Below are 23,758 nucleotides of genomic sequence, written 5' to 3'. Positions count from 1 at the left end.
CCGGGGGCCCGCCAACGGTGGCGCGCCTCCGCATGCCCGACGACCGCGCGGTCGACAACTTCTGGAGAAGGCAGCGATGACAAGAGTGTTTCGACGGGCATGGCTTCCGCTGTTGGTGATCGTCGCGGTCGCCGGCGGCGTGGTGATCGTGTCGAATGTGCGCCAGGTGTTCGGTTCGAACCCGGTTGTGATCACCGAGAAGAGTTCGGACAACGCCGAGGACTTCAACCCCAAGTTCGTCAAGTACGAGATCTACGGGACGGGTAGCACGGCCACCATCAACTACATGGACCTCGAAGGCAAGCCGCAGCGTGCCGCGGGGGTGTCGTTGCCGTGGACGTTGGTCCTGCAGACCACCCTGCCTTCGGTGCAGCCCAACATCCTGGCCCAGGGCGACGGCAACAGCATCAGCTGCCGGGTCAGTGTCGATGACGTGGTCAAAGAAGAGAGGACCGCCACCGGTATGAACGCCGAAACCTTCTGCTTTGTGAAGGCCGCATGAGCGCGCCGGCCGACGAGGCCCAGACCGACGCCATCCCGGCGGTAGAAGCCAAGGGGCACAAGGGGATACCGCGGTTCCTCCGCCGGTTCGCGGTGCTGATCATCCTGGCGTGGATCGGGGTCATCGCCGCGCTGAACACCGTCGTCCCGCAGCTCGAGGAAGTCGGCAAGCTGCGCGCGGTGTCCATGAGCCCGAATGACGCGCCCTCGATGATCGCCACCAAAAGTGTCGGCAAGGTGTTTGACGAATACACCACCAGCAGTTCGGTGATGATCGTGCTCGAAGGCGAAAACCCGCTGGGAGCCGACGCGCACGCGTTCTACGACAAGATGGTCAGTGACCTGCGCGCTGATACCACCCACGTGCAGCACGTCCAGGACTTCTGGGGCGACACGCTGACCGCCAAGGGTGCCCAGAGCCGCGACGGCAAGGCCGCCTACGTTCAGGTGTACATCGCCGGCGACCAGGGTGAGACGCTGGCCAACGAGTCGGTCGCCGCGGTGCGCCACATCGCCACCGAAAGCCCCGCTCCGCCAGGGGTGAAGGCCTATGTGACCGGTCCCGCGGCGACCAGCACCGATCAGAACGTCGTCGGTGACAAGAGCATGGAGATGATCGAACTGGTCACCTTCGGCGTCATCGCGGTCATGCTGCTCTTGGTCTACCGATCCGTCATCGCGACCCTGCTCGTGCTGGTGATGGTGGTGCTCGAACTCTCCGGGGCGCGCGGTCTGGTGGCATTCCTGGGCTACCACAACGTTTTTGGACTGACCACCTTCGCCACAAACCTGCTGGTGACGCTGGCGATCGCCGCCGCGACGGATTACGTCATCTTCCTGATCGGGCGTTATCAGGAAGCCCGGCGGGCCGGAGAAGACCGAGAATCGGCCTACTACACCATGTTTCACGGCACCGCGCACGTGGTGCTGGCCTCGGGCCTGACCATTGCCGGCGCCACCTTGTGCCTGCACTTCACCCGGTTGCCGTACTTCCAGACCATGGGCTTCCCGCTGGCCATCGGCATGGTGATGGTGGTCGCGATGGCGCTGACCCTGGGGCCCGCAGTGATCGCAGTCGCAACCCGCTTCCGGCGCGTTCTCGAACCCCGAAAGAACACGAGAACCGCCGGCTGGCATCGGGTCGGCACCGCGACGGTGCGCTGGCCCGGCGCCATCCTGGTCGGCGCCGTGGTGGCGGCACTGGTCGGCCTGATCGCGCTGCCGGGCTACCACACCATCTACGACGACCGGATCTACCTGCCGAAGGACATCCCCGCCAACGTCGGCTATGACGCTGCGTTCCGGCACTTTTCGCAGGCGAAGATGAACCCGGATCTGATGATGGTCGAGTCCGATCACGACCTGCGGAACCCGGCGGACTTCCTGGTGATCGACAAGATCGCCAAGGCGCTCAAGAACGTGCACGGTATTGCCCAGGTGCAGACCATCACCCGACCTGACGGTGACCCGATCAAGCACTCGACGATCCCGTACACGGTCGGACAGAGCGGCTCCACGCAGCTCATGAACAACGACTACACGCAGACCAATCTGAACAATCTGCTCTCGCAGGCCGACGATCTGCAGAACAGCATCGACGCCATGACCGAGATGATGAGCGTCCAGAAAGATCTGGCCGCGGTGTCGCAGCGCATGGCCGACAAGATGAAGACCACGTCGGATGACATGGGTGATACGCGAGATCACCTGTCGGACTTCGACGATTTCTTCCGGCCCATGCGCAACTACTTCTACTGGGAACCGCACTGCTTCGATATCCCGGTGTGCTGGTCCATGCGGTCGGTCTTCGAGAGCATCGACGGCATCAGCCTGATGTCCGATGACTTCCAGGCCATCGTTCCCGACATGCAGCGCATGGCCGACCTCATGCCCAAGATGGTCGCGACGATGCCCAAGCAGATCGCGTCGATGAAGCATCAGAAGCAGGTGCTGCTGAACCAGTACCAGATGCAGAAGGCCCAGCAGGACCAGACCATCGCGATGCAGAAGACCGGCACCGCGATGAGCGAAGCGTTCGACGCGGCCAAGAACGACGATTCGTTCTACCTTCCGCCGGAAGCCTTTGAGACTGCAGATTTCCAGCGCGGGCTCAAGCTGTTCATGTCGCCCGACGGACATGCGGTGCGGTTCACCATCATTCACCAGGGCAACCCGTTGACGCAGGAGGGCACCTCGCGCATCGAGCCGCTCAAGGTCGCTGCGGCCGACGCGATCAAGGGCACGCCGCTCGAGGGCTCCTCGATCTATCTCGGTGGCAGCGCGGCCATGTACAACGACATGCAGATCGGTGCCGATTACGACCTGATGATCGTCGCGGCCGCGGCGCTGATCCTGATCTTCATCATCATGTTGGTGCTCACGCGTGCGGTCGTCGCGTCGGCGGTGATCGTCGGCACCGTGGTACTCAGCCTGGCGTCGGCCTTCGGCCTGTCGGTACTGCTGTGGCAGCACATCGTGGGTATTCCGTTGCACTGGATGGTGCTACCGATGTCGGTCATCGTGCTGCTGGCCGTCGGCGCCGACTACAACCTGCTGCTGGTCTCCCGCATCAAGGAGGAGATCCACGCCGGTCTGAACACCGGCATCATCCGCGCCATGGTGGGCACCGGATCGGTGGTGACCTCGGCGGGCCTGGTGTTCGCCTTCACCATGATGTCGATGTCGGTGAGCAAGCTGATCATCATCGGTCAGGTCGGTACGACCATCGGCCTGGGTCTGCTGTTCGACACCCTCGTGGTGCGGTCACTGATGACACCGTCGATCGCCAGCCTGCTCGGACGCTGGTTCTGGTGGCCGCAGCGCGTTCGTCAGCGCCCGATTCCGCAGCCCTGGCCGAAGCCGGTCCCACGCGAATCCGACCTGACGTCCGTCTGATGCCGGTGCGCTGAGAGCAGACCATGGTCACGAAATTCCGCCCGCCCGATCCAGTGAGTCCCGCTTCGCGGCAGCCGATTTCGCCGCGGCGAGCTCGGTCACGTGGCGTGAATCACTGGCCGGCGGAGGATTCGACTGTGCTGGATGGGGTAGACAGGAATTGGGAGAAGCGGGGCCATTGCCCCGTTACGGGTTTCAGGTCGAGTTGGGGCGGTCTAGATGAACCGAAATGATCGATGGTTGGTTACTGCCGTTTCGGCAGTGTTCTTGACGAGTGGGGGCGTTGCCGCGGGCATCGCCGGGGCCGGCAGCGCCGCCGCGGAGGCGTGCCCGGACGTTCAGGTGGTGTTCGCCCGCGGCACCTTTGAGCCGGCAGGTGTCGGTGGCGTCGGGCAGGCGTTCGTAGATGCGCTTCGTGCCAAGGCGCCGGGGAAGTCGGTGGACGCGTACGCGGTCAATTATCCGGCGTCTCTTGATTTCGCCACCGCCGCCGACGGCGTGATCGACGCGCGAAACAAGGTCATGGCCACGGCGAACGCGTGCCCGAACACCAAGGTCGTGCTCGGTGGCTACTCGCAGGGTGCGGCGGTTGCCGCGTACATCACCGAGGACACCGTGCCGAAGGGCTTCACGCTGCCGCCGGGCCTGACCGGGCCGATGCCGGCGTCGACGTCCGACCACGTGGCCGCCGTCGTCCTGTTCGGGAAGCCGTCCAGCGGATTCCTGCAGATGATCTACACGGGCGCGCCGCCGATCACCGTCGGCCCGCGCTACGCCGGCAAGACCGATGACATCTGCATCCCCGAGGATCCGGTGTGCTCGCCGACCGGCGGCGATCAGGGTGCCCACGGTGCGTACCCGGCACGCGGACTCACAGACCAGGCCGCCGACTACGTGGTGGGCCGACTCGGGGGCGGCGCGGCCAAGCCGGCCCAGTCGACCGCCCAGGCCTCTGGGCTCAACTAGTCAGGCGTAACCGCACGACCACCAAGGCATTTCGTGGTCGGTCGGTGATCCGGCGAAACGTGGCGTAGGTGGCCCCGATCGGGGGTACCCGCGTGGGTATGGCGCAACACTCAGCGGTTCTGTTCGACGTCGACGGCACATTGGTCGATTCGAACTACCTACACGTACACGCGTGGCTGCGCGCGTTTGCCGACGAGGGCCTGCCGGTCGAGGCATGGCGCGTGCACCGGTGCATCGGCATGGACGGGTCGTCACTGATCCATGACCTGAGCCCCGATGTGTCCGACGCGGTCGGCCGGCGCCTCAAGCAACTGCACAGTCGCTACTACCATCAGGCGGCCGGATTGCTGCGGCCGTTGCCGGGCGCGCGCGAGCTCCTGCACAAGGTGGCGGACCTGGGCCTGCAGGTGGTTCTGGCCACCTCGGCACCCGAGGACGAGCTCGAACTGACGCGTGGGGTCCTCGACTGTGACGACGTGGTCTCGGCGGTCACCATGTCCGGCGACGTCGATACGGCCAAACCCGAGCCCGACATCATCAAGGTGGCACTCGACAAGGCCGGTGTCGGCCGGGAGCAGGCGGTATTTGTGGGTGACGCGGTCTGGGACGCGCAAGCATGTGCGCGCGCGGGCGTGACCGCCATCGGTCTTCTCACCGGCGGAGTGGGCAGCGATGAATTGTGTGCTGCCGGAATGGCCGAGGTCTTCGAGGGCCCCGGCGCGCTACTGGCCCAGCTGCGGGAGAGTGCCATCGGCGCCCTGCTCGACTGAGCGGCGGCTGAAGTTACGTGCTCAGCGTGCCCGCGGCAACAGCGGCGGCGTTGATCCTGGTCAGCACTGTGTGAAGGCGTTCCAGCTCGTCGAGGTCGACACCGAGTTGTTCGACCACCGCGGGCGGAATTTTCAGGGCACGGCGACGTAGCGCGACGCCCCTCGGCGTCAGCGTGATGTGCGTGGTGCGTTCGTCGGTGGCGCTGCGCGTGCGGCTGATCAGCTCGAGCGTCTCGAGGCGTTTGAGCATCGGCGACACGGTGGCCGAATCCATCTGCAGCAGCGCGGCGATCTGCTTGACGGTCAGCGGGTCCTGCTTGGCTTTCGCGTTGTCCCACAACGCCAACAGCACCAGGTACTGCGGATGCGTCAGCCCGAGTGGTTCCAGCAGCGGCCGGTAGATCGCGAGTACCGCACGGTTGGTGATGGCCAGTGCGAAGCAGACCTGCCGCTCCAGGGCCAGGGGGTCGACGTCTTCCGAGGCAGCGGGCATGTTGCTCAGCTTATTACGCAATTAGGGTCCTAACATTTTGCGCCCACCTCGATGGTGAGCTGATCCGATCGCCGTCGTCGCGCACCGCTGCGGCGTGCATCACGCTCCTTCGGGTATTGGAATAGCGTGCTAATTGATAGTGTCCTAATTATTAGGGTACGAAGAACATGGTGCTCGTCGATCTGATCAGTCAAAGGAGTCGTCATGGCCGCCGACAGTCCGACGTTCTGGCAGCGCATCACCTACGCCTACGGGCGACGCCTACCGGACCACCTGCGGGACTGGGTTCGTCGGGACCTCACCGACGACGGCGCCGTGCGTCGGCACATGATCCGGTACGCCATCCCGCCGGTCTTCGTACTGGCGCCGCTGTGGTTGCTGCCGGCGTCGGTGTACGTGCACTCGGAAATGACACTGCCGATCTACTTCTGGGCGCTCGTGATGGCGTTCGTCCTCAATAAGGTGTGGCGTCGTTACCGTCTGAGCCAGCACGGCCTCGACCCCAACCTGATCGACGAAGTCCTGCGGCAGAAGCAGTCGCAGATGCACGACCGCTATGTCGAGCGCTTCGGTCCGCGACCGGAATCCGCCAAATGGCAGGCGAACAGCCGACCGTTCTGAGGCCGGCCGCCGTCATCCCATGAGGGACTTGCCCGCCTCCCGGGCACGCCGCGCTGCGCCGGTGTCTCCGGTGATGGCGGCGGTCACGATCGCGCCTTCGGTCAACAGGCACAAGGGTTCCGCCGGCGCCTCGGTGGCGGCGGCGACCCACCCGGCGATCTGGTCGTGGAATGCCCGCTTGTGTGCGCGCACCTCGGTCAGGACCGCGGGGGAAGTGGCGCCCAGTTCGCCGTAGGCGTTGATCCAGGCGCAGCCGCGGAAATCGGGCTCGGCGAACCACTGTCCCAGCCAGTCGAAGACCGCCAGAACCCGTTCTCGTGGATCCTCGTGCTGTTCCACGTACGTGGCCAGGTTGCCGCGCCAGCGAAGGTCGCGACGTTGCAGTACCGCGACGACGAGTTCCTCCTTGGTCGCGAAAAGCCCGTAGATGCGCTTCAGCGCGATCCCGGCTGCGGCGCGGATGTCGTCCATGCCGACGGCTTGGATGCCACGCTCGTAGAAGAGTGCCTCTGCGGCGTCCAGCAGCACCTCGCGGTCGCGGGACTTCTGTTCTTCGCTGATCGGCGCGGGCATCGAATCCATCCTTGACGTTGAGAACGTTCGTTCCCTATGGTAGTCGAGTCGAGTAGAGAACGCACGTTCTCAACTATTTGGAGAAGAAATCATGAGCGAACAACGCCCGCCGGTCCCGCCGTTCACAAAAGAAACCGCACTTCAGAAAGTGCAGGCAGCCGTCCGCCGGGCACGTGCTGTCGAACGCGTCCTTTGTGGCAGCCAACGTTTGCAGTTGAGCGTGGGCGCCCTGAATCGGCGTCACCACGCGATCGAGCGACAAGCAGTCGTGCGAGGCGGCGTCCGCGTCGGCCAACTTGAGCGCCGACACCGTCACCCGGCAGCCGTCCGTCACCGAGGTGCCGCTGAGCGCCAAGAGTGGGAAGTCGAGTCGATCAGGCGTCGACCACGCCGTGGCCAAGAATCCGGACTCGAGATCGCCTTTTGCATCGCGAACCGATTTCTCCCACGATTTCTCCAATACGGCCGCGCTGTCCTGGCCGGTCGCGCGAAGGCGCACAAAGGCATTGGGTAGATCGCGGAAGGCGACGCCGGCCACCGTCGGCCCGAGGAAGTCCTTTCCGAGGGGCTCCGACCACGGAACAGCGGGAGCGTCCTTGAACGCCTTGGTCACCGCAAGGCCGAGACTTCCGCCCGAAATTCCGCTGGCCAGGAAGACCGAATCCATCGACATCCGGTGGGTGCAGACGTTGTTCATGTCCATGCCGATCGGTTTCCAACCGGCGTTATCCTGGTTCTTGACAAGGCAATTCAGCACGATCGTCGTCCAGTAGGCAGCCCGGATACCGCCTCCGGCAGAGGCGACGAACACCAGCGGAATCGGCTCGGACCCGGCCGGCCGGGCAGTCGTCACCTCTGTTTGCCGCCGGCCCCACTGATCGAGCGCCGCATCGATCGTCACCCGGTTGCCGGCCGCCGCATCCTTCAATCGGACAGAGTGGTAGGTGGACTGGTCATCGGTCAATGACGTTGCCGTGGCACTGATCAGGATGATCGCGATCACCGGAAGGCGGCGTAATCCACTGGCGGCAAGCACATTCCCGGGGTAGTAGGCATCGCTGAGCACGCCAGGCAGGCCGCTGCTCTGGATTTCGAGAAGTTCTTCCCGCCGGGTCGATGCGGTGGTGACACGGCGCCCGCAGCCGCACGGCCTGACTGGGTGTTGCCGAATGTCGTCGATTTCTATCCCGTCGCACAGCCCGGTGTCGAAGCCCCGCTCGGCTGGACGCTGTCTGAGCGGTCGAAGAGATCGCTGGGCCACCAGCTGGAGAACAAGTACAACCGGTGCTCCATGGAAATCGTCGCGCGATGGTTCAGCCAGGAGACCGGGAAACCACCCGGCTGTAGCGGAACATGAATATGTACACAGCGATCGGCCCAGCCGGGGTGAACCCCGGCTGGGCCGATCTGTGAGTCAGCGGCGCTGCTCAGCTTCCTGTCGCTGCTCCGCGCTCTTGGCGCCCGCCCGTGCGGCGTCCGCCTCGGCTTCCTTCTTCGCGGCGTCGCGCTGGGCATCGGCCTTGTCCTGCTGGGCCTGACCCTCGCGCACGACGTCGTCGCGGCCGGTCACGGTGCCGATGACTTCCTTCGCCTTGCCCTTCACACCTTCCACCACGCCACGCACGGCTTCTTCGGGTCCGGTGTTCTGCTTGTCGGTCATGTCTTTCCCTTCCAATACTCATGGATGGATTTGCGTCAGGTGCGGTATCCCTGGTCCGCGCCCTGTTTGAGGGATTTCCGATCTGCCTCGACTCCAAACGCCCCGATGCTGTGACCTGGCGGACATCGGGCGCGCAGTGTGAGCGCCGAGTGGCCGGTGCTCAGGTGCCATCGAGGCGCGGGAACAGCACCTCGCGCGCGATCAGCTGCACGGCGGCAGCGACCGGGATGGCCACCAAAGCGCCGACGATGCCGAGCAACGCGCCGCCGATGAGGACCGCTACCACGGTGACCAGTGCGGGCACTTTGACGGCATGGCCGATGATGCGGGGAACCAGCAGGTAGTCCTCGAGCGCTCTGAAGACGACGAAAAATATTGCGGTAGAGAGACATACGGGCAAGGAGACGGTGAGGGCCACCGCTGCCACCACGACTCCGGCGATGGTCGAGCCCACGACCGGAACCAGATCGAACAGTCCGACGAAGATGCCGAGCAGCAGCGGGTACGGCACGTCGAAGGCCGTCAGCCACACCGCGGTGGCCACGGCGGCGATCGCCGATATCGCCACATTGCCCAGTACGTAGGCGCCGACCTTGGCGAAGACGTCGTCGCCGATGAGGATCGCCCGAGGTCGACGGGTCTGGGGGACAAGGCGATACAGGGTTGCGCGGATGCGCGGAAAGTCGATCAGGAAGTACACCGTGAGCACGATGACGATGAGCATGTCCGCCAACGCGGCGAACACCGCCGAGCTGGCGGTCACGATCTCGTTGAGTATCGAGCCGCCCGACCCGTTCATCGTGTCGGTGATCCGCTGTTGAATGTGGAAGCGGTCGTTGAGCTTTCCGATGGTGGACGAGTGGCTCTGGGCCTGCTGAATGTAGTGCGGCGCCTGATGGATCAGCTGGGTGGCTTGCTGCGACAGCGGAGGAATGGCCGCTGCGACGAACGCCGCCATCAGCGCGAGAAAGATGACGAAAACGGTTGTGGTGGCGAGCCAGCGCGGCAGATGGTGGTTGACGAACCACGACACCGCGGGTTCCAGCCCCAACGCCAGGAAGAAGGCGACGCCGATCAGCACCAGCACCGACTGCGCGGCGACCAGCATGTGCACGGCGCCGTACGTGACGGCTACGCCTGCCGCCGCCGTCATCCCCACGAAGAAGGGCGAGTGCCGGTCGAAACGCCGGCCGAGTTCCCCGTGGGGACGGGCGTCGGTTTTCATCTCCGCCGCAACAGCTTCTGCGGCGGCGATCGGTTCGTCGTCTGTGCCGTGCGGCTGCGCCACCATGTCGTGGTGCGCCGGTTGGCCGGCATCGTCCACCGTCTCAACGTGTTTCGTGTTGCCGCTGGATTGGTCCCTGGCGTCGGGGCCGGCACGCGTCACCACAATGCCCGTGGTGTACAGGCCTGATTACGGCCTGGCTAGAACCACACCTTGCGTCCCGCGACCGGCCGCCCGACGGCGCCCAGGATCCACAGGACCGCACCGATCACGACCAGGATCGCACCGATGGTCTCGAGAATCGGTACTGCCAAGGCGTATCCCAGAACAAGCAAGATAATGCCCAAGATGATCATGTGTTGCGCTCCTCGCTCAGGGCGTTGACGTGTTCGTCAATGCCGGCGGGTTACAGGTACCCATGTCGCTGGACGGTCAAACCAACCGTGCAATCCGACTGTCGCGATGATTGGATGGCGCTGATCCGGGCTATCCCTCCCATCCCAAGCCCTCTCGTTCGAGGAGAGCACATGACACGGTCCGCCGACTCGGAGGACAACCGCCGTACCGAGGTATGGCCGGGCAAGGCGTACCCACTCGGCGCGACGTATGACGGTGTCGGAACGAACTTCGCCCTCTTCAGTGAGGCCGCAGAGCGTGTGGAGCTCTGCTTGTTCGACGACGACGGCACGGAAACGCGGGTGGTGCTGCCCGAAGTCGACGGATTCATCTGGCACGGATTCCTCCCCGATGTCGTACCCGGACAGCACTACGGCTATCGGGTCCACGGGCCGTACGATCCGGCGGCGGGGCAGCGCTGCAACCCGAACAAGCTGCTGATCGATCCCTACGCCAAGGCGATCGACGGCGAATTCCGTTGGGACCAAAGTCTCTTCGGGTACAACTTCGGCGACGAGGACAGCCGCAACGACGATGACTCCGCCGCCCGCATGCCGAAGTCGGTGGTGATCAACCCATACTTCGACTGGGGGACCGACCGGCCGCCGCAGCGCGCGTACGCCGATTCGGTGATCTACGAGACCCACGTGAAGGGGCTGACGCAGCTTCACCCCGATGTGCCCGAACGTGACCGCGGCACCTACGCGGGCGTCGCGCATCCCGCGATAATCGAGCATCTGAAGAGCTTCGGTATCACGGCTGTCGAGCTGATGCCGGTGCACCACTTCGCCAACGACTCCGTACTGATCGACAAGGGACTGTCGAATTACTGGGGGTACAACACCATCGGGTTCTTCGCGCCGGACCCCAAGTACACGTCAGGGGCGACGCCCGGAGGGCAGGTGCAGGAGTTCAAGGCCATGGTGCGTGACCTGCACCAGGCGGATATCGAGGTGATTCTCGATGTGGTCTACAACCACACCGCGGAAGGCAACCATCTGGGTCCGACGCTGTCTTTCCGTGGGATCGACAACGCCGCGTACTACCAGCTGGTCGACGGGGAACCGAAGTTCTACATGGACTACACGGGCACGGGAAACAGTCTCAATGCCGGTCATCCGCACGCGCTGCAGCTCATCATGGATTCGTTGCGGTACTGGGTGACCGAGATGCATGTCGATGGCTTCCGGTTCGATCTGGCATCGACCCTGGCGCGGGAGTTCTACGACGTCGACCGGCTCTCGACGTTCTTCGAGATGGTCCAGCAGGATCCGGTCATCAGCCAGGTCAAGCTGATCGCCGAACCGTGGGATGTCGGGCCCGGGGGCTATCAGGTCGGGAACTTCCCGCCGCAGTGGACGGAATGGAACGGTAAGTACCGCGACGCCGTGCGCGACTTCTGGCGTGGTGAGGAGTCCACGCTCGGCGAGTTCGCTTCACGGCTCACGGGGTCGGCGGACCTCTACGAGCACACCTCGCGCCGGCCGGTCGCCTCGATCAATTTCGTGACGGCCCATGACGGCTTCACGCTGCGGGACCTGGTGTCCTACAACGAGAAACACAACGAGGCCAACGGTGACGACAACGCCGATGGCGAATCGAACAACCGATCCTGGAACTGCGGTGTGGAAGGCCCGACCGACGATGCCGACATCGATGCATTGCGTCGACGCCAGCAGCGCAATTTTCTGGCCACGACGCTGCTGAGCCAGGGCGTGCCCATGATCTCGCACGGCGACGAACTGGGCCGCACGCAGGGCGGAAACAACAACGGCTACTGCCAGGACAACGAAATCACCTGGGTCGACTGGGAATCGGCGGACACCGTGTTGACCGCGTTCCTCGGCGGCGTCGCCGCAATCCTCACCGCGCACCCGGTTTTCCGGCGTCGGCGCTTCTTCACCGGACGGCCGGTGCGCGCCCGGGGCTCGCAGGACGTCCCGGACGTCGCCTTCTTCACCCCGAGTGGCTCGGAGATGACCGACGACGACTGGAACACCGCCTTCGGCAAGTCCGTCGCGGTGTACCTCAACGGGCAGGGCATACCGGACCTGGATGAGCGTGGGCAGCGGGTCGTCGACGACTCGTTCGTCCTGTGTTTCAACGCGCACCACGACGCCATCGAATTCACGCTGCCGCCACAACAATTCGGTGCGAAATGGCAACTGGTGCTCGACACCGCCAGCGGTCTGGCCACCGTGGAGGCCGAGGCCACTCCGCTGGACGCGGAGGCCACCGTCATGGTGGAAGGCCGTGCCCTGACTGTGTTCCGTACCGTTTCCTGAAGCCGAGCACGCTGCCCGCGGTGACGCTCCGTCATTTCGGTGCCTGCAGCGACTAGCGTTGGGCCCGGAATCGTCCAGTACTGGGAGGCACGTTGTCGGGAGCCAATGACTCTGGAGTCTCCCCAGCGGCGGGCGACTCCGATGCCGCGCCCGCCGACGGCACGCGCGATGGCCACTCCGCGTCGTTGTCCCGCGAGGTCATCCTGGACACCGCGATCGAGTTCATCGACCAGCATGGGCTGGAGAAGCTCACCATGCGCCGGTTGGGCGCGGCGTGCGGTGTGGAGGCGATGGCCCTGTACCGCTATGTACACGGCAGGGGAGATCTGCTGACCGGCGTGGTCGACCACGTCGTCGACCGCTTGTACGCCGAGCAGTTGGCGGCCCGCCGGCAGGAAGACGGCTGGCAGGACTATTTGATCCGGCTTGCGCACGGGGTGCGTCAGATCGCGCTGCAGCATCCCGAACTCTTCCCGCTGGTGGCCACGCAGGCGCCGGAGGCACCGTGGGTGCGCCCGCCGCTGCGCAGCATGCGCTGGATGGAGAGCTTCCTCGATACCCTGCTGTCGTATGGGTTCGACGATGCCGCCGCAGTCGCGGCATATCGGGCGTACACCACATTCCTGGTCGGGCAGCTCCTGCTGGAGGTGTCGGCCCGCGGCGCGCAGCTGAGTCCCGCCGAGGCGATCCTCGAAGAAGCCGACCGCCCGAAGGCCAAACTTTCGGACTATCCGCAGCTGCAGCGACTGCAACCCTTGTTGTCGGAGGACTATGGCGACGCCGAGTTCGAAGAAGCGCTCGAAGCGCTGTTGGATCGGCTCGAATCGAATTTGCCGCGGTCCTGAGCCGGCGGCTGACCGGAGCCCCGCGGGCAGCTCCCCTGTTTACAATGTAAACTGATTGTGGTCGGGGATGTGTGCCAATGGCAGGTGACTGCCGGTTGGCGCCGTTAGATGGAACGCCGAACCCGCCGTGTACTCACATTCCCGGCGCGGCCGGACCATGGATCGAACGTCATCTACGTATAGGTGGGGAAGGTGTACACGTGACCGTGCCGCGCGACAGCAGGCCGATCGACATTCTGTTGATCGAGGACGATCCGGGCGACCAGTTGATCACCCGGGAAGCCTTTGCGGACAACAAGATCAAGAATGTTCTGCATGTCGCCCACGACGGCGAGGAAGGCCTGGACTTTCTCTATCGACGCGGTGCCCACGAGGGTGCGCCCCGGCCGGACCTGATCCTGCTCGACTTGAATCTGCCCAAGTACGACGGGCGGCAGTTGCTCGAGAAGGTCAAGTCGGATATCGAACTGTGCGACATTCCCATCGTCGTGCTCACCACATCGTCGGCGCAGGAAGACATCTTGCGCAGCTACAAGCTGCATGCGAACGCCTACGTGACCAAGCCGGTCGATCTCGAGCAGTTCTTGAGTGCGGTACGCCAGATCGACGATTTCTTTGTTCAGGTGGTCCGGCTGCCGCGGGGCTGACAGCGACCGGCTCGTCTCTAGACCTGCATGGCCAGAGACAGCTCGGTGCCGGCGACAGTGGAGGTCGTCGGGAAACCGAAGCGGTCCATCCACTGCACGCCGCCGACATCGCTGGGCAGTGGCTCGCTGGCCTGCGCGGCGGCCGCGGTGGCCAACTGCCGCTGCAGGTCCGATGCACTCACGCGGCGGCCGGCGTCAGCGGGATGCTGCGCCGGTCCGAATGGTGAGGCGGTTGAGTCGGCGCGGTGCTGAGCGCGGTAACGAACGACGGCGCTCCGCAAGGCCGGATGCGCGGGTCGTGCCAGGGTCAGCAAGTAGAACGCACCCGCCGCGACGGAATTGATGGCGAGCACCTCTTCGCCCATGCCCTCGAGCAGATCGATGAAATCGGCCGCTTCATGGCCGCCGATCGCGTCACCGGCAATGCCGGTGGTCACCGCGATGCCCAGCGCAGCCCGGCCGTCGCGGTCGGCGGGAATGAACCGGAAAGCGCGTCCGCCCACCGACGGCAGGCTGTCCCCCGCGGGGCACTGGACCGCGCCCGCCGGCTGCTCGGTGTCGAACAGCCAGCGCAGGCCCACGAGCAATACCGGCAGGTGAACCGCTACGCCGAGTGCCGCGGCCTCGTCTGGCGTGGGCTCGACAATGACCGCCGTCTCATCCGCACTTCGTGGCGCCGCCATCAGTTCGATTGTCATCCCTGATTCCTTCGAGTCGGGCAACGCGAGTGCGTCAGCTGACTTCACAGTTACCCAGTCCATTCGAGCCGCAAACACGCAGCTGGTGCGGCCGGGGACGTGTGGGCAACGCCGCACCCCGGGTATCGAAAGGCCCTTCGCCGCAAAGGTTTTCCGGAAGAACGCGCACACACGCGAGCGGCCCAGTCCAGCATGCCGCTGGACTGGGCCGTGTCGCACTGCGTGCTAGTTCTGCTGCTCGGCTCGCTCCCGGGCCTCGGCGGCCTTGGCGCCCGCGCGTGCGGCGTCCGCCTCGGCTTCCTTCTTCGCGGCGTCGCGCTGCGCATCGGCCTTGTCCTGCTGGGCCTGGCCTTCGCGGACCAGGTCGTCACGGCCGGTGACGGTGCCGATGACTTCCTTGGCCTTGCCCTTGACGCCTTCCACGACGCCCCGGACGGCTTCTTCAGGACCGGTGTTCTTGTCCTCGCTCATGGCTACCCTTCCGCTCACGGATCGGATGATCGCACGGAGAACCGTTCCCCACGCCTGCCGAGAATTCCCAGCTCTGGTGCCCGTCAAACGGCGAGTATTGCGATCTGCGCCACACGGATGTGCGTGCCCCACAGGGCATTCCGTGGGTGGGTGCCGAAATGTTTGGGCAGCTGACGCGCATGGGTACGGAAGGACTGCCGCTGACCGGCAAGGTCAGACGGGCAGGCACCACGACGACGTGTGCGCTGCCCACAACGGAAAGAGGCACCATGATTCTGGTCGGAGCTGTACTGCTTGCTCTTGGGCTGATCTTCAACATCTACCCCTTGTGGGTGGCCGGCGTTGTCGTGCTGGTGGTGGGTGCGGTTTTTTGGCTGCTGGGGGCGACCGCACGGCCGGTCGGTGGCCGCCGCTACTGGTACTAGGCGGCCGCGTGCCGATGCGGTCACCCCGTCGATCGCGACTCGCGGAGGATAGGCGAAACAAGCTGCGGCACAGGTTGAATCGGACGGCTGCGCAGACCGCGAGGCGTGCTGACACCGTCGCCCACCTTCGGGTGTTGCCCCCGCCGACAGCGGGTGGTGGCGGGCGATGCACGTTTGTTTGAGCAGCCATGGACAATGGGTACACAGAGTGCGACGTGAGTGGGCCTGCACAGGGACGCTGGAGGAAATACGTGGTTGAGGCAGTGGGGCAGGGCAGCTTGGCGTCCAGTGACCGGTCTGTTGAGTTGATCGTTGCGGCGTCTCCGGAGAGCCTGGCGGTCCTGCGGACGCTGGTGGCAGCGGTCGCGGCCTTCGAAGATTTCGATCTGGACGCCATGGCCGATATCCGGCTGGCGGTCGATGAAGCCTGTACCGGTCTCATCCGGGCCGCGGTGCCGGGGTCGAGCCTGAGGGTCGTCGTCGATCCGGCGAATGATGCTGTGGTGATTCGTGCTTCGGCGACTTGTGTGGCCGACGACAATCGCGGCGACGCTGTCGTGAAGCCGGACAGCTTCAGCTGGCACGTGCTCAGCTCGCTGGCCGACGAGGTGTCGACGTTCGCTGACGAGCAGGCTATCGACGGCACCCAGGTGCTGGGTGTTTCGTTGACTTCGAGACGAGTGAGTCTGCAGCGGTGACGGCGGAGTATGCGGACGTTCTCGAGATGTTCCGTCAGCTCCAGGGAACAACCGAGGACTCAGCTGACCACATCGCGCAGCGGGACGCGATCATCGAGCGCTGCCTGCCGCTGGCCGACCACATCGCGCGGCGCTTCGAGGGCAAGGGTGAGGCGCGCGATGATCTGCTGCAGGTCGCGCGCATCGGCCTCATCAACGCGGTGAAGCGTTTCGACGTCGAGATGGGCTCGGACTTCGCCTCGTTCGCGGTCCCCACGATCATGGGGGAGGTGCGCCGCCACTTCCGTGACAACAGCTGGTCGGTGAAAGTCCCGCGGCGGATGAAAGAGCTGCACTTGCAGATCGGCACGGCCAGCGCCGAGATGTCGCAACGCCTCGGGCGCGCACCCACCGCGTCGGAACTGGCCACCGAGTTGGGCATCGATCGCGATGAGGTCCTCGATGGCCTGATGGCCGGGAGTTCGTACAAGACCACCTCGATCGACGGGACCGCGGGCAGCGGCAGTGACGAGCGCCCGTCTCTCGCGGAGACGCTCGGCGACGTCGACCCCGGCCTGGAGAAGGTCGAGTATCGCGAGGCGCTCCGGCCGCTTCTGGAGGAACTGCCCGAGCGCGAGCGCACTGTGCTGGTGCTGCGATTCTTCGAATCGATGACGCAGTCTCAGATCGCCGCCAAGGTGGGTATCTCCCAGATGCACGTCTCGCGGTTGCTGGCGAAAACCCTGGCGCAGCTTCGGGAGAAGCTGGAGTAGCGGGCCGGCGTGCTGCGCGTCAATGGCCCAGCACGGTGTGGACCAACTGGTAACGTCCGCGACGGTAAGCACCAGTGAAACGAGATGGTCAGCACGAGGTAGGTGGCCCCTTGGTGAAGGATGTGACCACTTGTCCATGCCGGCGGAGCCGCGGATGAACCGCTCCACTACCCCGAAATCGGGGCCTGCGGGAGACCGACCGCTGTCGCTGCTGCTGGTCGAGGACGATCGGGGAGATGCCCTACTGGTCGAGGAGCTGATCGCCGATGCTGCGATCGACATCGACTTCCACTGGTCGTCCACATTGACCCAGGCGGCGGCCGCGCTGGAAACGATCCGTCCGGACTGTGTGCTGCTGGACCTGCACCTGCCCGATGCCGGCGGTGTCGACGCTCTCGACCGTTTGAGCGCCCTGGCACCGGGATTGCCGATCGTCGTTCTCACCGGTCTGAACGACGAGCATTTCGGTGTTTCTGCCATGGCGTCGGGTGCGCAGGACTACCTGGTGAAGGGCCGCGTCGATCCGGAGACGCTGCGCCGTGCGGTCCTGTATGCGATCGAACGCAAGCGTGCCGAGTTCACCGCCGTCGACCTGCAAGCCAGTCGACTGCGCGCCCAGGAGAATGCCCGACTCGAGCGGGGCCTGCTGCCGTCGCCACTGCTCGCGGACGATCCCGGCGTCGAGATCGTCACACAGTCGCTGCCGAGCCGGCGTGATGCGCTGATCGGCGGTGACTTCTACGACGTCGTGCAGACCCCGGACCGCACCGTGCACGTCATGATCGGTGACGTGGCCGGCCACGGGCCCGATGAGGCCGCGTTGGGCGTGGCACTGCGAATCGGTTGGCGCGCACTGACTTTCGCCGGCCTGCGCGGTAATGAGCGGATGCGTCAGCTCGACCGCATCCTGACCACCGAGCGGCCGAGCCGGGGCACGTTCGCGACCCTGCTGAGTGTGGCACTGGCACCGGATACGGGGCAGTTCGACGTGGTGCGGGCAGGTCATCCCGGCTTGCTCATGCACGGGACGGGCACCGTCGACTGGCTCGAACCGACCGCCGGCCCGGCACTGGGCCTCGGCGCCAGGGAATGGCCGGTCAACCGGTTGCAGTTGCGGCCGGGCGACGGCTTGATGCTGTTGACGGACGGGCTTTTCGAGGGGTCGGCAGGCGACGGGGGTGAACGTCTCGGCGAGGACGGACTGCTCGCGGCGGCCCGCTCACTGGCGCGCCTGCCCGGCACCGAGTTCGTCAAGGCGCTGATCAGTGAGGTGGAAACCCGGGCCGAGCCCTTCGGCGGTCTCACCGACGACATCGCCGTCATTCGAGTGGAGCGCTCGGTTCGATGAAGTTGACGGTGCAGGGCTGGCAGAACCTGGTTCTGTCCGCGATGGGTGTGGTGGTGCTCTCGGGTGCCGTCGGCGGTGCGCTCCTGATGAACCGGACCGACACGGTGTCGAGCGAACTGATCGAGCATCTGCAGCCGGCGCGCGTGGCCGCCTACCGATTACAGGCCGGACTGCGTGATCAAGAGACCGCGGTCCGTGGTTATGCGAGCGCCGCCGACAGCCAGTTCCTGGCGCCGTATGAGGACGGACAACGCGCTGAAACCGCTGCGGCACAGAAAATCAGAACATTGTTGGCAGGTCGCGACGCCCTGATCGCCGACCTCGATGCCATCGAACGAGCCGCTGGTACCTGGCGCACCACCTATGCGCGGCCGTTGATCGCGAGTGTCGTCGTAGGACATCCCGCCGTCGTCGACAGCCGTACCAACGAGGACGGCAAGAAAGAGTTCGACAACCTCCGCACGCTCTTCGATGCCCAGAACCAGCACCTGGAACAGGCGCGCGATGCCGACACCGCTCGGCTGGCGTCGATACGCCAATGGCGCGACCGGGTGCTGGCCACCATGGTCGGCGCCTTCGTCGTCATGGCGGTGGTGCTGGCCATGCTGGTGCGCAGCTCGGTCACCCGCCCGCTGGGCGCACTCGCCGCAGCATGCCGCCGGATCACGCAGGGAAACTTCGATGAGCGCATAGTTCCCCAGGGGCCCACTGACATTCGCGCGATCGCCGTCGATGTCGAGGAGATGCGGCAGCGCATCGTCGAGGAGCTCGAGGCATCTCAGTTCGCCCGCGTGGCGCTCGACGAGCAAGCCGAGGAATTGCGCCGATCCAACGCCGAACTCGAACAGTTCGCCTACGTCGCGTCGCACGATCTGCAGGAGCCGCTGCGCAAGGTGGCGTCGTTCTGCCAGCTGCTGGAGAAGCGGTACGGCGATCAGCTCGACGAGCGCGGCGTCGAGTACATCAACTTCGCGGTCGACGGCGCCAAGCGCATGCAGGTGCTGATCAACGACCTGCTCACCTTCTCCCGTGTCGGCCGGCTGAACGCCAGGAACACCGAGGTCGATCTGGGCGAGGCTGTCGCGTCGGCCATGCAGAACCTCGCGACCTCGATCGCCGAGTCGGAGGCCGAGGTGGTGCTGCCGCCCGCCGGCCTGCCGCGCGTCGACGGCGACCCCACCTTGTTCACGATGCTGTGGCAGAACCTGATCGGTAACGCGGTGAAGTTCCGGCGCGAGGGCCAAACGCCGCGGATCGTGATCGACTGCACAATGGGAACGGGTGAGAACGCCGACAACTGGGTATTCACGGTGACGGACAACGGTATCGGGATCGCCGAGGAGTTCGTGGACAAGGTGTTCGTCATATTTCAGCGCTTGCACGGGCGCGACGCCTACAGCGGCACCGGCATCGGCTTGGCACTGTGCAAGAAGATCGTCGAACATCACGGCGGCACCATCGGGATCGACACGTCGTACACCGATGGCACGCGGTTCGTGTTCACCTTGCCGGCCACCCCGATCACCGAACCGAACGTCATCGCGTCAGAGCAGCCGGAAGGAAGTCACCCATGAATGCGTCGTCAGCCGGCCGAGTCGTCGACATCCTGTTGGTCGAGGACGATCCGGGGGACGAACTGATCACCCGTGAAGCGTTCGCGGACAACAAGATCAAGAACACTCTGCATGTCGCTCGCGATGGTCAAGAAGGTCTGGATTTCCTCTACCGCCGCGGTGTCCATGCCGACGCCCCGACCCCGGACCTCATCCTGCTCGACTTGAATCTGCCGAAGTACGACGGCCGGGAGTTGCTGGAGGCGATCAAGTCCGACGCCGATCTGTGTCACATCCCGGTCGTCGTCCTGACCACGTCCTCGGCAGAGGAGGACATCCTGCGCAGCTACAAACTGCACGCGAACGCCTACGTGACCAAGCCGGTCGACCTCGATCAGTTCATGAAGGCGGTGCGGGAGATCGACGAGTTCTTCGTGCAGGTGGTGCGGCTGCCGCAGTAGGTGCGGGTCACCCGCCGCCGGCGGGCACGGCGTCGATGACGTCCCATTGCAGGCGCACCTCCGTACCGGCATCGGTCGGTTCGATCGACGCATGATCCGTCAGCGCCTGCATCAACGGAATTCCGCGTCCGCGGGCAGAGTTCGCGAGCTGTGCGGGGGCGGGGCGCCACGTGCCCTCGTCGGTCACGGTCACGGTCAGCCGCCCTGACACGCGGTCGAAGTCGGCACGAACATGCATGACGCCGGGAGCGGGGGCATCGGCATACGCGGCCTCGACGGCGTTGGCCAATGCCTCGTTGACGGCGAGCACGATGTCGCTGGCTTTGACGCGGTCCACTGCGATGTGGCCCGTCAACCAGGTCGAGAACTCCTGACGGACGGATGCGGCATGTTCGGGGATGGCCACCACGTCCGTTTTACTGAAACGTGCCCCGCTGCTCGACTGGTCCGGCTCCGTCATAGCGACCTGCTCGACCTACCTTCCGATTGACAACGACCGCACTAGGCGGTGACAGCCGCGAGGGCCTCGTCTCGCGTGGCGAACAGCTCGATCAGGTCGGCGATGCCGACCAGCTTGAGCGGGCGGCTGGTGGTGGGGCTGTCGGCGACGATGACGAGCCTGACCGCCGGCGCCAGGTCGGCGTGCGCCGCCACGAGCACGCCCATCCCGGCCGAGGCCAGGAAGTCGACGGCGCTCAAGTCGACGACGACCGCCTGGGCTGTGCCGACAGCCGCCGGGCTCAGTGCGGATTCGAGCTGCGGAGCGGTGAGCATGTCCACCGTCCCCGATACCGCGACCACGCTGACCGCGCCGATCTGGCTCTGTTCGACCGCGCAGCTCGCCGCGGCAGGGTTGCCGCTTCCCTGGACTGGCTGGCCTGTCATTGTCACCTCCGAGGGGCTCACACGCGTGAGCCGACAGTCCAAATACTATCGGCGCTTCTGCTGCCCGCTGCACCAAACCTAGTAGGACACAGCCTGTTCGTCGGTGTGGCAAATAACATGTTTCGGCGCGTCAGGACGGGGGTACGTATATGCGCCGATTTTGCGGGACCGGTGCCGCGTCGGAGCCGTCTCACTGCCGGCCAGTTTTCGATCCGATTGTGCCGCACATTGATTGCGAAGGGGAGTGGCAATCGGCGTGCTCTTCGGCCGACCGGCTCGTCTTCAGGGTCGTCGTTGCCGATCCCTTCGTCGGATCAAAAGAACTTGTCCTCGTACCTGCCCAATCCGTCGCGCACCACCCCGCAAAGCAACGACGAAATCAGGGAATCTGCAACGGGCTTTGGAGGCGCGGCGTCGCGCGAATGCTGAGAGGGAGGCGCGGGAGCGCGCGATCGTGCAATCGCTCAAGGAGTTCCTCGACGAGCTGGACAAGCTGGAGCACGCCGAGCAGTCCGCAGCTAAAGATGAGGCGGCGGCGCGGACCAGGGCCGAGGAACAGATCGCCCGGATCGAAAGTGAGTTGAACGAACGGCTGGAGCGGATCCGGCAGAGCGCGCAGGAGAAGGCGACGACGATTCGGCGGACGGCCGGCGCGGCAGCACAGGTGATGCGCACCAACGGCGAAACAATCGCCAGCATCGCCGCACAGAGTGGTCAGACGCAGACGCAGGTGCGAGAACTGTTGCGCCTGGCCGACACTGAGCAGCACGACGCCGGCGAACAGACACCGCAGGACGCGCACGCCGAGAATTCGGCGACGGTCCCCAATGGGGGCGCCGATACCCCGGCGTCGCTCAGCGAAGCGGCGCAGATGAGTGAGGGGGTCGCGGCGGTGGATGATCCGGCGACCGAGGCGCTGAGCGCCTGACGGGCAGTCGCGTGAGTACCCCCAGTCGGCGGCGACAGGGCCGCGACTTGGTGGTCGACCCGATACGTCATGGCAGTGAGATCGCACGGTTCTTCGCACACGTGGTGCGTGGTCCGGAGCGACAGGACTGCTGGCTATGGACGGGCGCCATCGGATCAGATGGGTACGGGCGCTTCGCATTGCGGCGTGGCGGCTGGCGGCACGTGATGATGGTGCGGCCGCCGCGCTATGCGCTGGCGGTCGCACGGGCGGGGCAACCGCTACAGGGGGATGTGCGGGCACTGCACGAATGCGACGTCACCCTGTGTGTGCGAGTGGTGGGCGCCGAGGAGATCGCGGCCGGGGTGCGTGCGCACGTGACCGCGGGCACCCAGCAGGAGAACATGGAACAGATGGCGGCGCGGGGCCGCGGCGGTGGCCGGCCGCGCGTGATCGCGCGGGGCGCGGGTCTGCGGGCCCGACGCGAGCGTGCGCTGGCGCTGCGGGAGGCGGTGCGGTCAGGGTGGGACTCGGCCGCAGTGGAGGCGGCCATGCTCGGAGGTCAGCCACGGTTGTGGTGACCGGGAACGGGTTTCAAGCATTCGACGGGTGCAGGGTCAGACTCTGCACCCGTCGGCGTTTGCATGGTGAGAGTCACCGGCAGGGGGTCATCGGAGTTGTGCGAGTGACAGCGGTTCGCGGCGCGGAGGCGACGGTGGTGGATCGGCAATTATCGGATGCGCCACTCGTTGATGTGGTCCACCACCGTGACAGTCGCGCCGTGGTCATACCACTGGTGAGTGCCGTCGGTGAAGCTCAAATCTGTCGAGTACGTGGCATCCGGGACTGGCATACTCCAGCGGCGCCGGACGACCCGCCCGTCGGCGAGTACGTCGCCTTTGGCGACGAATGCTGCCAGCTTGACACTGCTCGTGTCGTTCTCTCGGGTGTGCCGTGCGGGTTCATCGGCCGCGTTGGCGGCGGTCGCAGGCGGGATGGTCATGGGAGGGTTCCTTCCGATTCGGTGGTGGTTCAGGCGGCGTCGAACAGGCTCATCTGTCCGGAGGGCGTGATGTCCAGGACGCGTTCGCGCCAGGCCAGGGCGTAGGGCAGGCAGTTGTTGCACGCGGCGTGCGTGTGCCCGGGAAGCGGCTCGCTCATTCGCGCTGCCCAACTCCACGCCATTGAGTCGGCGCTGAGGACTCTGTGGCCGTAGCGCTTGAGGCCCGAAAGCTTCAAGCCGTACGCGTGGAGTGGGATGTCGGGGTCGTGGCGCTGGATGGTGGACAGGATCACGTCGATCTCGGCGCTGGCCTGGCGGCGGCATGCCTCGGTCTTCCTGGGCAGTGGGCTGCTGACTGCTGATCGCGCTGTCGAAGACCTACGCCCTGCGAATGGCAGCGGTGTTCATGATGTCGCTGGCCACCATCTGGCTCAAGACCGGCCTGGTGTCGCGGGGGCTGGTGATCTTCACCTATGTGGTGGCGCTGACGCTGTTGGTGGCCAGTGACGTGTCGGTCTGGCTGACGCTCGCGTTCCCGGTCTGGGTGCTGATCGTCAGCGTGCTCGCGCTGAGCAAGGCCGGGCTGATCGACCTGCACCGCGACGGCGATTGACCCGGCGGACCTCGTTCACACTGCGACCAGCGCGATCTCTACTCACACTTCTTCGCGGTGGGTGCAG

At 65.3% G+C, this 23,758-nt stretch carries 27 protein-coding genes and 1 pseudogene; 17 read left to right on the top strand and 11 right to left on the bottom strand.

The window, feature by feature from the left end:
- Positions 1-76: 76 nt before the first annotated feature.
- The 4 genes from ACJEIK_RS21660 to ACJEIK_RS21645 all read left to right on the top strand — a co-directional run bounded on the left by ACJEIK_RS21660 (position 77) and on the right by ACJEIK_RS21645 (position 5,132).
- On the top strand, positions 77-502 hold the full coding sequence (locus tag ACJEIK_RS21660; RefSeq protein ID WP_060999959.1) for an MmpS family transport accessory protein: 426 nt from the start codon (positions 77-79) through the stop codon (positions 500-502).
- Entirely contained in the window at positions 499-3,396 is a 2,898-nt protein-coding gene (locus ACJEIK_RS21655; RefSeq protein ID WP_060999956.1) for an RND family transporter, read from the top strand. The genes ACJEIK_RS21660 and ACJEIK_RS21655 overlap by 4 nt, the downstream gene beginning before the upstream one ends.
- 219 nt (positions 3,397-3,615) lie before the next feature.
- Positions 3,616-4,362, top strand: coding sequence for a cutinase family protein (locus ACJEIK_RS21650; protein WP_409430262.1), 747 nt, complete (start codon positions 3,616-3,618; stop codon positions 4,360-4,362).
- Positions 4,363-4,460: 98 nt separating this feature from the next.
- Complete coding sequence (locus ACJEIK_RS21645; RefSeq protein ID WP_267323842.1) at positions 4,461-5,132, top strand: HAD family hydrolase; 672 nt, start codon at positions 4,461-4,463, stop codon at positions 5,130-5,132.
- 13 nt (positions 5,133-5,145) lie between these two features.
- On the opposite strand, the gene ACJEIK_RS21640 is transcribed toward ACJEIK_RS21645, so the two are convergent.
- Positions 5,146-5,625, bottom strand: coding sequence for a MarR family winged helix-turn-helix transcriptional regulator (locus ACJEIK_RS21640; RefSeq protein WP_267323841.1), 480 nt, complete (start codon positions 5,623-5,625; stop codon positions 5,146-5,148).
- 204 nt (positions 5,626-5,829) lie between these two features.
- Between ACJEIK_RS21640 and ACJEIK_RS21635 the strand changes: the two genes are divergently transcribed.
- Positions 5,830-6,246, top strand: a complete 417-nt coding sequence (locus tag ACJEIK_RS21635) for a DUF5313 domain-containing protein (protein ID WP_409430261.1) — start codon at positions 5,830-5,832, stop codon at positions 6,244-6,246.
- Positions 6,247-6,258: 12 nt separating this feature from the next.
- On the opposite strand, the gene ACJEIK_RS21630 is transcribed toward ACJEIK_RS21635, so the two are convergent.
- The 4 genes from ACJEIK_RS21630 to ACJEIK_RS21615 all read right to left on the bottom strand — a co-directional run bounded on the left by ACJEIK_RS21630 (position 6,259) and on the right by ACJEIK_RS21615 (position 9,770).
- Positions 6,259-6,819, bottom strand: a complete 561-nt coding sequence (locus ACJEIK_RS21630) for a TetR/AcrR family transcriptional regulator (protein ID WP_409430260.1) — start codon at positions 6,817-6,819, stop codon at positions 6,259-6,261.
- Positions 6,820-6,892: 73 nt separating this feature from the next.
- Complete coding sequence (locus ACJEIK_RS21625) at positions 6,893-8,080, bottom strand: hypothetical protein (RefSeq protein ID WP_409430259.1); 1,188 nt, start codon at positions 8,078-8,080, stop codon at positions 6,893-6,895.
- A 153-nt stretch (positions 8,081-8,233) separates the two neighbouring features.
- A complete protein-coding gene (locus ACJEIK_RS21620) occupies positions 8,234-8,479 on the bottom strand; it encodes a CsbD family protein (RefSeq protein WP_061007053.1) in 246 nt (81 codons plus the stop codon).
- 160 nt (positions 8,480-8,639) lie between these two features.
- Positions 8,640-9,770, bottom strand: coding sequence for an AI-2E family transporter (locus ACJEIK_RS21615; protein WP_205848920.1), 1,131 nt, complete (start codon positions 9,768-9,770; stop codon positions 8,640-8,642).
- A 461-nt stretch (positions 9,771-10,231) separates the two neighbouring features.
- Between ACJEIK_RS21615 and glgX the strand changes: the two genes are divergently transcribed.
- From glgX to ACJEIK_RS21600, 3 genes are all read left to right on the top strand, one after another.
- On the top strand, positions 10,232-12,385 hold the full coding sequence (glgX, locus tag ACJEIK_RS21610) for a glycogen debranching protein GlgX (protein ID WP_133428118.1): 2,154 nt from the start codon (positions 10,232-10,234) through the stop codon (positions 12,383-12,385).
- A gap of 92 nt (positions 12,386-12,477) precedes the next feature.
- On the top strand, positions 12,478-13,230 hold the full coding sequence (locus tag ACJEIK_RS21605) for a TetR/AcrR family transcriptional regulator (RefSeq protein ID WP_371824478.1): 753 nt from the start codon (positions 12,478-12,480) through the stop codon (positions 13,228-13,230).
- 200 nt (positions 13,231-13,430) lie between these two features.
- Positions 13,431-13,877: a response regulator gene (locus tag ACJEIK_RS21600; protein ID WP_135355437.1), complete on the top strand. Its 447-nt coding sequence runs from the start codon at positions 13,431-13,433 to the stop codon at positions 13,875-13,877.
- Positions 13,878-13,894: 17 nt separating this feature from the next.
- Here the strand turns inward: ACJEIK_RS21600 and ACJEIK_RS21595 are convergent, their stop codons facing one another.
- Positions 13,895-14,575 carry a hypothetical protein gene (locus ACJEIK_RS21595; RefSeq protein ID WP_409430258.1) on the bottom strand — a complete coding sequence of 227 codons (681 nt, stop codon included), beginning with the start codon at positions 14,573-14,575 and terminating at the stop codon, positions 13,895-13,897.
- A 225-nt stretch (positions 14,576-14,800) separates the two neighbouring features.
- A complete protein-coding gene (locus ACJEIK_RS21590) occupies positions 14,801-15,046 on the bottom strand; it encodes a CsbD family protein (protein ID WP_061007048.1) in 246 nt (81 codons plus the stop codon).
- A gap of 179 nt (positions 15,047-15,225) precedes the next feature.
- Between ACJEIK_RS21590 and ACJEIK_RS21585 the strand changes: the two genes are divergently transcribed.
- From ACJEIK_RS21585 to ACJEIK_RS21560, 6 genes are all read left to right on the top strand, one after another.
- A complete protein-coding gene (locus ACJEIK_RS21585) occupies positions 15,226-15,471 on the top strand; it encodes a hypothetical protein (RefSeq protein ID WP_133428121.1) in 246 nt (81 codons plus the stop codon).
- A gap of 278 nt (positions 15,472-15,749) precedes the next feature.
- Positions 15,750-16,169 (top strand): ATP-binding protein, encoded by a 420-nt coding sequence (locus tag ACJEIK_RS21580; RefSeq protein WP_135355486.1) that lies wholly within the window; start codon positions 15,750-15,752, stop codon positions 16,167-16,169.
- Between the two features lie 26 nt (positions 16,170-16,195).
- Complete coding sequence (locus tag ACJEIK_RS21575) at positions 16,196-16,921, top strand: SigB/SigF/SigG family RNA polymerase sigma factor (RefSeq protein ID WP_237163052.1); 726 nt, start codon at positions 16,196-16,198, stop codon at positions 16,919-16,921.
- Positions 16,922-17,075: 154 nt separating this feature from the next.
- Entirely contained in the window at positions 17,076-18,269 is a 1,194-nt protein-coding gene (locus ACJEIK_RS21570) for a PP2C family protein-serine/threonine phosphatase (protein ID WP_409430257.1), read from the top strand.
- Entirely contained in the window at positions 18,266-19,843 is a 1,578-nt protein-coding gene (locus tag ACJEIK_RS21565; protein ID WP_409430256.1) for a sensor histidine kinase, read from the top strand. The genes ACJEIK_RS21570 and ACJEIK_RS21565 overlap by 4 nt, the downstream gene beginning before the upstream one ends.
- The gene (locus ACJEIK_RS21560) at positions 19,840-20,283 is read left to right on the top strand and encodes a response regulator (protein ID WP_061007043.1); all 444 of its coding nucleotides are present in this window, start codon (positions 19,840-19,842) and stop codon (positions 20,281-20,283) included. Before ACJEIK_RS21565 ends, ACJEIK_RS21560 begins: the two co-directional genes overlap by 4 nt.
- A 7-nt stretch (positions 20,284-20,290) precedes the next feature.
- Here the strand turns inward: ACJEIK_RS21560 and ACJEIK_RS21555 are convergent, their stop codons facing one another.
- On the bottom strand, positions 20,291-20,743 hold the full coding sequence (locus tag ACJEIK_RS21555; RefSeq protein ID WP_061007042.1) for an ATP-binding protein: 453 nt from the start codon (positions 20,741-20,743) through the stop codon (positions 20,291-20,293).
- 41 nt (positions 20,744-20,784) lie between these two features.
- On the bottom strand, positions 20,785-21,168 hold the full coding sequence (locus ACJEIK_RS21550; RefSeq protein WP_061007041.1) for an STAS domain-containing protein: 384 nt from the start codon (positions 21,166-21,168) through the stop codon (positions 20,785-20,787).
- A gap of 400 nt (positions 21,169-21,568) precedes the next feature.
- Here ACJEIK_RS21550 and ACJEIK_RS21545 point away from each other — a divergent pair, with 400 nt between their 5' ends.
- Both ACJEIK_RS21545 and ACJEIK_RS21540 read left to right on the top strand, forming a co-directional pair.
- Positions 21,569-22,096 carry a hypothetical protein gene (locus tag ACJEIK_RS21545; protein WP_024447882.1) on the top strand — a complete coding sequence of 176 codons (528 nt, stop codon included), beginning with the start codon at positions 21,569-21,571 and terminating at the stop codon, positions 22,094-22,096.
- An 11-nt stretch (positions 22,097-22,107) separates the two neighbouring features.
- Complete coding sequence (locus ACJEIK_RS21540; protein WP_409430255.1) at positions 22,108-22,656, top strand: hypothetical protein; 549 nt, start codon at positions 22,108-22,110, stop codon at positions 22,654-22,656.
- A gap of 149 nt (positions 22,657-22,805) precedes the next feature.
- On the opposite strand, the gene ACJEIK_RS21535 is transcribed toward ACJEIK_RS21540, so the two are convergent.
- The gene (locus ACJEIK_RS21535) at positions 22,806-23,078 is read right to left on the bottom strand and encodes a hypothetical protein (protein ID WP_024447880.1); all 273 of its coding nucleotides are present in this window, start codon (positions 23,076-23,078) and stop codon (positions 22,806-22,808) included.
- A gap of 29 nt (positions 23,079-23,107) precedes the next feature.
- Positions 23,108-23,236, bottom strand: coding sequence for a hypothetical protein (locus tag ACJEIK_RS21530; protein WP_409430254.1), 129 nt, complete (start codon positions 23,234-23,236; stop codon positions 23,108-23,110).
- Between the two features lie 197 nt (positions 23,237-23,433).
- Between ACJEIK_RS21530 and ACJEIK_RS21525 the strand changes: the two are divergent.
- A pseudogene (locus tag ACJEIK_RS21525) lies at positions 23,434-23,691 on the top strand (hypothetical protein); the annotation flags it as partial.
- Between the last annotated feature and the right edge of the window lie 67 nt (positions 23,692-23,758).

The organism is Mycobacterium sp. SMC-16, from assembly GCF_046250085.1.
Taxonomy (GTDB): domain Bacteria; phylum Actinomycetota; class Actinomycetes; order Mycobacteriales; family Mycobacteriaceae; genus Mycobacterium; species Mycobacterium phocaicum.
Note: the sequence above shows the minus strand (reverse complement) of the source record. Positions and strands in the feature narration are given on the sequence as shown.

Coding starts and splice junctions, on each gene's coding strand:
- ACJEIK_RS21660 (WP_060999959.1), top strand. CDS start 77: ATGACAAGAGTGTTTCGACGGGCATGGCTTCCGCTGTTGGTGATCGTC.
- ACJEIK_RS21655 (WP_060999956.1), top strand. CDS start 499: ATGAGCGCGCCGGCCGACGAGGCCCAGACCGACGCCATCCCGGCGGTA.
- ACJEIK_RS21650 (WP_409430262.1), top strand. CDS start 3,616: ATGAACCGAAATGATCGATGGTTGGTTACTGCCGTTTCGGCAGTGTTC.
- ACJEIK_RS21645 (WP_267323842.1), top strand. CDS start 4,461: ATGGCGCAACACTCAGCGGTTCTGTTCGACGTCGACGGCACATTGGTC.
- ACJEIK_RS21640 (WP_267323841.1), bottom strand. CDS start 5,625: ATGCCCGCTGCCTCGGAAGACGTCGACCCCCTGGCCCTGGAGCGGCAG.
- ACJEIK_RS21635 (WP_409430261.1), top strand. CDS start 5,830: ATGGCCGCCGACAGTCCGACGTTCTGGCAGCGCATCACCTACGCCTAC.
- ACJEIK_RS21630 (WP_409430260.1), bottom strand. CDS start 6,819: ATGCCCGCGCCGATCAGCGAAGAACAGAAGTCCCGCGACCGCGAGGTG.
- ACJEIK_RS21620 (WP_061007053.1), bottom strand. CDS start 8,479: ATGACCGACAAGCAGAACACCGGACCCGAAGAAGCCGTGCGTGGCGTG.
- ACJEIK_RS21615 (WP_205848920.1), bottom strand. CDS start 9,770: ATGGTGGCGCAGCCGCACGGCACAGACGACGAACCGATCGCCGCCGCA.
- glgX (WP_133428118.1), top strand. CDS start 10,232: ATGACACGGTCCGCCGACTCGGAGGACAACCGCCGTACCGAGGTATGG.
- ACJEIK_RS21595 (WP_409430258.1), bottom strand. CDS start 14,575: ATGACAATCGAACTGATGGCGGCGCCACGAAGTGCGGATGAGACGGCG.
- ACJEIK_RS21590 (WP_061007048.1), bottom strand. CDS start 15,046: ATGAGCGAGGACAAGAACACCGGTCCTGAAGAAGCCGTCCGGGGCGTC.
- ACJEIK_RS21585 (WP_133428121.1), top strand. CDS start 15,226: ATGGGTACGGAAGGACTGCCGCTGACCGGCAAGGTCAGACGGGCAGGC.
- ACJEIK_RS21575 (WP_237163052.1), top strand. CDS start 16,196: ATGTTCCGTCAGCTCCAGGGAACAACCGAGGACTCAGCTGACCACATC.
- ACJEIK_RS21570 (WP_409430257.1), top strand. CDS start 17,076: ATGAACCGCTCCACTACCCCGAAATCGGGGCCTGCGGGAGACCGACCG.
- ACJEIK_RS21565 (WP_409430256.1), top strand. CDS start 18,266: ATGAAGTTGACGGTGCAGGGCTGGCAGAACCTGGTTCTGTCCGCGATG.
- ACJEIK_RS21560 (WP_061007043.1), top strand. CDS start 19,840: ATGAATGCGTCGTCAGCCGGCCGAGTCGTCGACATCCTGTTGGTCGAG.
- ACJEIK_RS21555 (WP_061007042.1), bottom strand. CDS start 20,743: ATGACGGAGCCGGACCAGTCGAGCAGCGGGGCACGTTTCAGTAAAACG.
- ACJEIK_RS21550 (WP_061007041.1), bottom strand. CDS start 21,168: ATGACAGGCCAGCCAGTCCAGGGAAGCGGCAACCCTGCCGCGGCGAGC.
- ACJEIK_RS21535 (WP_024447880.1), bottom strand. CDS start 23,078: ATGACCATCCCGCCTGCGACCGCCGCCAACGCGGCCGATGAACCCGCA.
- ACJEIK_RS21530 (WP_409430254.1), bottom strand. CDS start 23,236: ATGAGCGAGCCGCTTCCCGGGCACACGCACGCCGCGTGCAACAACTGC.